The sequence below is a fragment of the Caldisericia bacterium genome, from assembly GCA_021158845.1.
Classification (GTDB): Bacteria; Caldisericota; Caldisericia; order B22-G15; family B22-G15; genus B22-G15.
In genome coordinates this window covers 1-6,074 of record JAGGSY010000172.1, presented here as the reverse complement: position 1 = coordinate 6,074, position 6,074 = coordinate 1, and the positions used below count along the sequence as shown (strand labels likewise).

The following is a 6,074-nucleotide window of genomic DNA, read 5'->3' as shown; positions in this document are numbered from 1 at the left end:
AGGCAGGGATGAAATCAGTTGGAATTTTGCTTGCAAAGTGGACAAAAAACTACTTATCACACAGCCTGACGTTTTGCGGACATCCGAGGTTCCGAGCACAGCGAGGAATTTGAACGGAGCGTTAGTGAAGTTGGATACGCACCTGTTAGACGTCCGAAGGGCAAGGCTGTGAGCGTCAAATTATATTTCAATACCAATGGGATATGCGTCTATATGTCCCTCCTTCCAAAGTTTTGCTGGATTGCGGATGTTTTCTATTTTTGCATTTTCTGTTCCGACACCATAAACTCTATAAATATAAAATTTATCTTCCTTTTCTTTCATTAGCCTCCATTGATCTTTTGACACTTGAAACCAAGCTTTTCCATATTCAGGTGTGGATTTGACCTCGATAAAAATCTCGTCTCCATCTTCTGCAATTTTTATGTCATAATGTTGTCTACTTTCTCCATTTTTATTTAACCAAATAATTTCCACAGTTATATCCCCATCTTTTTCCAATCTAAAGCCTTGGTCATTTTCTGAAATGATATGAGAATATCTCCCAAGCAGATCTTCAAAAGTCATGTCACTTTCAATTTTGAAATTGAAATAGTGTTCTAATTTTTTCTTTAAAATACAATACAAAGCATATTTTTCTCCTTCTCGCCCAATATTTTTCTTTGCTTTTTTACTCAAAATTTCTGTAGGTTGTACTCCACTCTTTGATGTTCCTGTGACATGTATTTTCCCTGTAGAAGATTCGTCTTTGTCAATTTCTTTTTGAGCCTCTTGCTTTGGCACATATTCTTCTATCCGGAGGGGAATTTTCTCAGCAGAAAATTTTGGAATCCACTCTTTCTCTTTTGTTTTATCTAAAGTATCTTCCTGATCTTCATCAGTTAGAGCACCCGTTCCTGCTGATATTTTGGCGGTTTTTCCAGTTTCTATCCTTCCTCCTCCTCCCCTTCTTTCTTCCTTTTTCTCTCCTTCAGTTCCAGTTGGCTGTTCTAATCCTTTCTCTATTTTTTCTATCTTTTTTATTTCTTTAATTCTAGAAGATTTCTTTAAAATCTCTTCTTCAGATTCAGGCAATGACACTATATTTTTAGCCCTCATTATGCTCTCAGCATTGGAAATATCATTCATTATGTTCATTATAAAATCATCAAGACCTTTAATTTCACCAAATACTTTAGAAAACTCCACTCCAAGGTCGTAGATGCCACCATCGCTCTTCATATATATATGATTCTCGTCCTTATGATAAATGCATTTTTTTTCAGCCTTTTTGTTTATCGTTCTCCATTCATTAAGTTTTATTGAATATTCCACTTTCAAATTGTCAGTAACATAAACTTCAATTGTTCTAATTTTCCCAAGTGTCCCGTTTTTCTTAAGTTTTTCATATTCCAAATTCTCTTTCCAGTAAAGATATCGTAAAACATACGGTACAGTAGTTTGAATGACTTGAGTAGATTTATTATCTTTTGAATGTGTTGCCCCTTCTAGCAAAGGCTCGATCTCAACACTTTCAGATAAATAATGGAGGTTACAAGCTTTAATGAAGAATTTAATTTTATCTGGATGATAGCCATCTGGTAGCCAGAGAAAACCGATATCTTCCTCATCCTTGAATAATTCATAAAGCTCACTATTATCGTTTATGAAAATATCTCCATCGTTAGACCAGAACTTACCTTTATCAGTGAAAAAAATTGGTTTTTTGATAAAATCATTCCACCAATTCTCCTGAGATATAAGATTTTCAAGCTTATCTGGATTTAAGTTACGATTTAGTTCTTTATATATTCTTACGATTACTTTTTTATCTTCTTCTGAGATATCGTTTTTTCTTTTTTCGGATATATAACACAAAACATCCGCATAGTCTTTCGGTGCGGGCTTCTCGCTTATACCAAGTTTTTCCACAAAGAATCTTTTAAATTTTGGATAATATTTCTCAAGGTATATTCTGTTTTTACCAAAAACATTGCTAACATCTTTCCATATGACTTCTTTGCTACTGTAGTAATTTTTATCTGCATCAGGAATAAAAATCAGAGAATTTTGCCTAAACACCTCTTTGACTTTAGTGGCATCCTTTTCAAAATGCTCGTCTAAAAATTTGTATAATTTTTCAAACTTTTCTTTATCTTTATTTTTTTGCTCAACAAGGGCTTTTAAATAATTCAAGACTCCGTTGAGATCAGCCTGCGTATTAATTCCAAGGTGCTTTATAAAATCTTCATTTTCAATTTTTACTGCTAAGTATAGGACAGTATCACCTAAAACCTCACGAATTTCAGGTTTATCTAAAAATATCTCCGATGGCTTTGCTAAAGTGTTTTGAGTTGTTGGAAGCCATGCGTTTTTTAGTAATATTAAATAAAAAGTTGATTTGGTAAAATGCCAGCTCCAGCCCTGCTGTCCATAATATCTATAATAATACTTGATTTTTAACCCATCTTTATAAATATCCCAATGACTATGTATTAGTATTAATAGTTGCTTTGAAATCGTTACAGCTTTTGTGTTACTAATTGTACCTAGCTTATTCAACAATAACTCCAAGTCCGGTGAAATCCAATCATTTTCAATGTAATATCCTCTCCAATCACTGTCTCTCCACTCTTCATTCTTCCAAATGGTATTTTGCTTTTCAGGTGCATATATATGCTTTTTTGTGACTCCGCTGTCAGCATACCTAGAGCCTTCATCGATTTTCGTTTTAGGATCCTTTTTGACTATTATTGTTTGACACAATCCTATTTTTAAGAAAAACTCTTTCCACTCTGCAACTTTTTTATTTTTCTCATTTTTCAGTTTTGCAATCTGTCCCTCAATTTTTTCAACTTCTTTTTTGTGCTCTGTCCATCTCTTGTTACTCAACTTGTTTTCTAATTTTGTAATTTTATCATTAATGTGCTTTATATCCTGCTCGATATACCATGGATGCACAAAATTTACATCTATCCCTTCAAATAATTTCTCTAAATCGTTTTCATTTCCATAAGTCTTTGGTAAATATATGTTCTCTGGCTTGTCATACCATTGCTTACCTTCATCATCTTTGTCAATTCGAATAAGAAGCGATTCTTTAAGTCGCTTCAATGAGTCTTCTTTAGGTTCCCAAGAAGATTTATTAGCATTTAACCTTTTATCGCTTTCTTTCTCATATTTGCCTATATTATCTTTGATATACCTGATATATCCCATTAAAACTTTTGAATCTTTCTGTTTCCATTTTCCATTCTCATAAACAGGTAAAATATGTTTTTTAATGATTTCATAAGGATCCGCCTTCTTTAGCCCTAATTTTTTAAGAAATCCCAAAATGGTATCCCTTTTCTCTCTTTCATATTTTGAAATAGAATCTATGATGTCTTTTCCAATAACTTTGAGCTCGTTTTCAAAACAGTATGTTTCCTTTTTCTCCAAAGGAAAAAACACAATATCTTCTCTTATAGAAGTCAACTCTCCATTTTCCAATTTTATTATCTTTAAACTTTTTAGCCGTTTTAATTGTTCCTTTGACAAGTTTTCCTTACTAAGATAATTAAATAGCCTTGCAAACCATTCTTCATTCTGGTTTTTGATCCATTCTTCGTTCTCCAGACACTTGATTAAATCATTAATTGAAAAATCTTTAACTCCCAATCTGTTAAGAATCTGTTTTTTAGCTTTTATTTTCTCTGATAAGTATTCTTTCCCCAAATATTTTTGTAGATCATCATTGGTAATTATCTTCTTTATTTCTTCATCATCTATTAGAACCTCAGACGGTTTTTTCCATCTATTCGCTTCGGTTAAAATGCACTCTTCTTCTTTAAATTTCTCATATATTTGCTTTACCATAGGTAAAAAGAAAGCGTCTTTAACCTCCTCAACGGGAAGATAATCATAAAAACTGTATTTTAATTTTTCATCATTTTTAAATTTACTAACAGCATCTAAAAACACTTCAATGATGGAATCTCTCAGCCATTTGCTCCATTTATTATCTTTAATTATGTCTTCACGAGTTATTGGTAAAAGGAAGTCGGCTTGGATAATGAACTTAAATCCATATTTGCGGATAGGGAGGAATGCAAAGACATATTGCTCTTCAGAAGTATTTGCAGAATAATCTTCTTTTAAGGGAAATGCCAAAATAATCTCTGTTTCAGTAACACCTCTTCGTCTTTCTTCATCTATATCCTGTGAAACCTTAAATAACTTTTTAATTACTTTCCAATAACTTTTACATTCTTCATAAACAATCTCAACTATTCCATCTTTCTCATGGAGTTTTATCTTTTTAATTTTATTTCCATCTTCTTCCTCAACTTCAATTACCTTCAACTTTTTGAGAAATAGCAAAAGCGATGGGTGAATTTCTTCAATATACTTGCTTATCTCATTTCTTATTTCAGGCTTAAGATATAGAACAATATTTGTTTGTTTAGAATCAATAAAATCTGGAACTTCATTGATCCATTCAGGGAGTATCATTGTTGCATGTTCCCATTTTTCCCATAACGGATTTTCTTTACTGTGCCAAAATTGAAATTGAAAGCCGTTCGAACAAATCTCTACCTTGTCAGAAACCATAAAAACAGATTTAAATCCAATACCTTTTTCACCAATGTAACCCAATGCTTTTGTTTTAGTTGATCCACCTATGCTACACAATTTCCAAACATTTTCCTTTTCAAGTCCGCATTCATTGTTTTGAATTATTAAGCGATCGGAATCTATAATAAATTTAATAGTTGGTATAGAGTTTTTATCATATTCATTATCCTCTGCATTCTGAATCAATTCAAAGATAAAATGAGGATTTTTTGTATGAATTTCTCTAGCGAGTTTAGAGGCCTCTTTCAAAATTTCTTTTTTATCTTCTAATGCAGCTTTTATGTCGGATGGCAAATTTTCAGTATCAAGCCCAATCCCAAATCTTTCTCTTCTAATTTCCTCAACGATTTGTTTTGGCTCTGCCATATTTATCCTCTTACCCTAATTTATTTATAATCGCTCACAGCCTTGCGATGCCGAAGGCAATGTCACTTAACTCGTTTATATCAGTTGTAAAGTGGAAATTAACACTTTACTGATTTTTCCTGACTGCTTCATTATTTAAACAGTTATCATGATCCTTAAGATTTGTAAATAATTTTTTATATTGCATTTTTGTAAGCATTTACTGCCCTGTCTCTCCCTGTCTGCCTGTCTGCCGACAGGTATCCAAAAATCAATCGCAGATTAATCAGTCACAGATTTAGCCTTTCCAGCCACAATCACAGTAATTTCTCCTTTGACTTCTCTTTCCCTCCACTGTGGCCAAAGTTCTGTTGCTTTACCCCTAACAATCTCCTCATGGAATTTGGTTAATTCTCTAGCAATAACTATTTCTCTTTGAGGAAAAATTTCAGCTAATATTTCTAAGGTTTTTTTAAAACGATATGGAGACTCATAAAATACAATAGCATAAGGAGTCTCTTTAAGACTAAGTAATAACTTCTTACGTCGATTTGGCCGTTGAGGAAGAAATCCTAAAAAAACAAAGGGCTGGATAGGTAAACCACAAACACTAAGGGCAGTAATTAAGGCCGAAGGTCCGGGTAAAGGAACTATCTTTATTCCCATTTGAAAGCTCAAATTTACCAAATGCACACCTGGGTCTGAAATACAAGGAGTCCCTGCGTCAGAAACTATAGCTACATTTTTCCCTCTTTTAAGTAGTTCTAAAATTTTCTTACCCTGTTTTTCTTTATTCTCTTCACGATAACTTAACATCGGTCTTTTTATCCCATAATGAGATAATAATTTCTTTGTTTGCCTGGTATCTTCGGCAGCGATTAAATCTACTGTTTTTAAAATATGAAGGGCTCGCAAGGTAATATCCTCGAGGTTACCAATAGGCGTGGCTACTACATAAAGGGTGCCAGACTCACAGACTGTAGGCATTACGAATAAGCTCTATTTTATCATTATCTATGGCTATAACATCAAATCTTGCCTTTACATCTTCTTTACAGTGATTTTTCAAATAATAAAACGCAACTTTGGCTCTCTACAGCTTTTACCGTTGGGCTATGGCCCCAGTGATTCAG

At 33.1% G+C, this 6,074-nt stretch carries 2 protein-coding genes; both read right to left on the bottom strand.

Annotated elements, in window-relative coordinates:
* Nucleotides 1-180 precede the first annotated feature (180 nt).
* Nucleotides 181-4,962 carry a DUF3883 domain-containing protein gene (locus J7J33_06270; GenBank protein MCD6168882.1) on the bottom strand — a complete coding sequence of 1,594 codons (4,782 nt, stop codon included), beginning with the start codon at nucleotides 4,960-4,962 and terminating at the stop codon, nucleotides 181-183.
* 261 nt (nucleotides 4,963-5,223) lie between these two features.
* A complete protein-coding gene (gene rsmI / locus J7J33_06265) occupies nucleotides 5,224-5,928 on the bottom strand; it encodes a 16S rRNA (cytidine(1402)-2'-O)-methyltransferase (GenBank protein MCD6168881.1) in 705 nt (234 codons plus the stop codon).
* Nucleotides 5,929-6,074 lie beyond the last annotated feature (146 nt).

Excerpts from the sequence above, each read along its gene's own strand:
- J7J33_06270 (MCD6168882.1), bottom strand. The coding sequence starts at position 4,962 with ATGGCAGAGCCAAAACAAATCGTTGAGGAAATTAGAAGAGAAAGATTT.
- rsmI (MCD6168881.1), bottom strand. The coding sequence starts at position 5,928 with ATGCCTACAGTCTGTGAGTCTGGCACCCTTTATGTAGTAGCCACGCCT.